At 74.1% G+C, this 2,094-nt stretch carries 2 protein-coding genes; one reads left to right on the plus strand and one right to left on the minus strand.

Annotation, left to right across the window (positions count from 1 at the left end):
- On the minus strand, window positions 1-963 hold a 963-nt coding region (locus H5J26_RS30495), incomplete at its 3' end, for a PucR family transcriptional regulator ligand-binding domain-containing protein (RefSeq protein ID WP_181769186.1).
- A 119-nt stretch (window positions 964-1,082) separates the two neighbouring features.
- Between H5J26_RS30495 and H5J26_RS30500 the strand changes: the two genes are divergently transcribed.
- Window positions 1,083-2,094: M20/M25/M40 family metallo-hydrolase (locus H5J26_RS30500; RefSeq protein ID WP_181769187.1), on the plus strand; the 1,012-nt coding region annotated here is incomplete at its 3' end.

Raw genomic sequence — 2,094 nt, forward strand, 5'->3', positions numbered from 1 at the left:
GTCGGGCGGGATCCCCAGATGCGCACCGGCCAGACGGGGATCGACCTCGCCGAGGAGCAGCCGTCCGACCAGCTCCTCGCTCATGCGGTGCCGTGCCAGCTCCTCCTGGTCCAGCCCGAGCAGCCGCGCGGCGGCCACGGCGGCCGTCTCGGCGAGGAGCGAGGCGGCGTTCTCCGCGAGGGGCCCGGTGCCTTCGGCCACCCAGATCGAGCCCAGGTTCTCCTTCCCCGCCCGTACGGCAACGGCGAGTCTGCGCCCGGCGCCCAGTTCCGGAACGGCGGCCACGTCGACGACGCCCTCGTCCGACCACAGCCTGCGGTAGACGCCGAGTGCGGCCAGCCTGCTGCGGTATCCGGCCGGGCCGTGCTGCTCCAGTACGGCGGCCCTGCGCATGTCGTCGTCGCCCTCGGTCAGCCGGGAGGCGGCCAGCAGCTCCTGGCCGGGCGTGAAGATCATCACTGAGCCGTGCACGAGCCCGGCGAGGGTGTTCGCCAGGCTCAGCAGGTCCTGCTGGCGGGAGATCACGCCGAGCGGTCCCTGCCGCGGGGCCGCTGCGAGCGCGAGCAGGGCCCGCAGTCTCCCGATCACCTCCGCCCACTCCAGCTCCACCGGCAGGCCCATCAGCGCCACACCGTGGGGCTCGGCCAGAGCTGCCGCACCGGGAGGGGCACCGTGGCGGCTCCTGACGACGACGGCCCGCGCCCCTGCGGCGGCCGCGGCGGTGAGGAGCTCCGCCAGCGCATCGGGGTCGTCCGGGCTGCCGCTCGTACCGATCGCCAGCAGCAGGTCCGCGCCGCGCGGGTCGTCGTCGTCCGCCTCCCGCACGGCCAGGCCCGACACGGGAACCTCCAGCCCGTGAGGTGCGGCCCAGACCTCCAGGCCCTCCGGCCCGAGGGACTCGACGACGGACGCGAGAGACACCGGTTCGCCGTGCCCGGCCGGAGGGGGGTTGTGCTCCGCCATGAGGGATCAGCTCCAAAGCTTGGTGCCTGCCACAGACTTTCGCACGGCTTACTGCGGTGATGCTGGTGAGGCGTCCACGGGACGTCCCGACCCGGCGACCGCGGCAAAGGAGCCTCGCTGTGCCAGCCCCGTCCGTACCCGACCCGCAGGCCTTCCTCGCGAAGCTCACGGCCCGCAGGCCAGCGATGCTCGACGACATCGGCGCGCTGGTCTCGGCCGAATCGCCCTCCTCGGACCCGGAGGCGCTGCTTGCCTGCCGGTCCCTGCTGGAGGACGTCGGCACACGGCTGCTCGGCGAGCGGCCCACGGTGCTGGACTCCGACGCGTCGGGAACACCCGGTGGTCTGCTCTGGCGGCTCGGTCCCGCCGACCTTCCTCCGGTGCTGCTCGTCGGTCACCTCGACACGGTCTGGCCGCTGGGCACGCTGCGCCGCCGGCCGTTCGAGGTCCAGGGTTCGCGGGTCGTGGGCCCCGGCGTCTTCGACATGAAGGCGGGGCTGGTGCAGGGGCTGCACGGGCTCGCCGAGCTGCGTGCCGAGACGGGCTCGTCCCCGCCCGTCGCCTTCCTCGTCACCACGGACGAGGAGGTCGGCTCACCCCTCGGAGGCCCTGTCGTGACCGAGTGGGCGCGAAAGTCGCGCGCCGCGCTCGTGCTCGAGGGCGCTGCCGACGGCGGCGCACTCAAGCACGCACGCAAGGGCTGGTCCTTCTACGACATCTCGGTGACGGGTACGGCCGCGCACGCGGGCCTCGATCCGCACCGGGGCCGCAACGCGCTGGTGGACCTCGCCGGCGTCGTCGTCGGACTCGGCCGGCTGGGCTCCGACGACGGGGAGGTCACGGTGACGCCCACGATGGCCACCGCCGGCACGACGCAGAACACCGTCCCGGACCTGGCACGGGTGACGGTGGACGTGCGGGCACCGGACTCCGTCGCGCAGGAGGAACTCGACGCCGCGCTGCGCCGCATGGTGGCGGACACGGCGCGGCTGCCCTTCGAGATCACCGGCGGAGTCAACCGGCCGCCGCTGGAGGAGACCCGCGCACGCGAACCGCTGGCGCTCGCCCGTTCCGTGTTCGGTCGACTGGGGCTCGACTGGCCCGGGTCGGCCCGCGTGGGAGGTGTCTCCG

Source organism: Streptomyces albidus (ex Kaewkla and Franco 2022), from assembly GCF_013870515.1.
GTDB classification, from domain to species: domain Bacteria; phylum Actinomycetota; class Actinomycetes; order Streptomycetales; family Streptomycetaceae; genus Streptomyces; species Streptomyces albidus.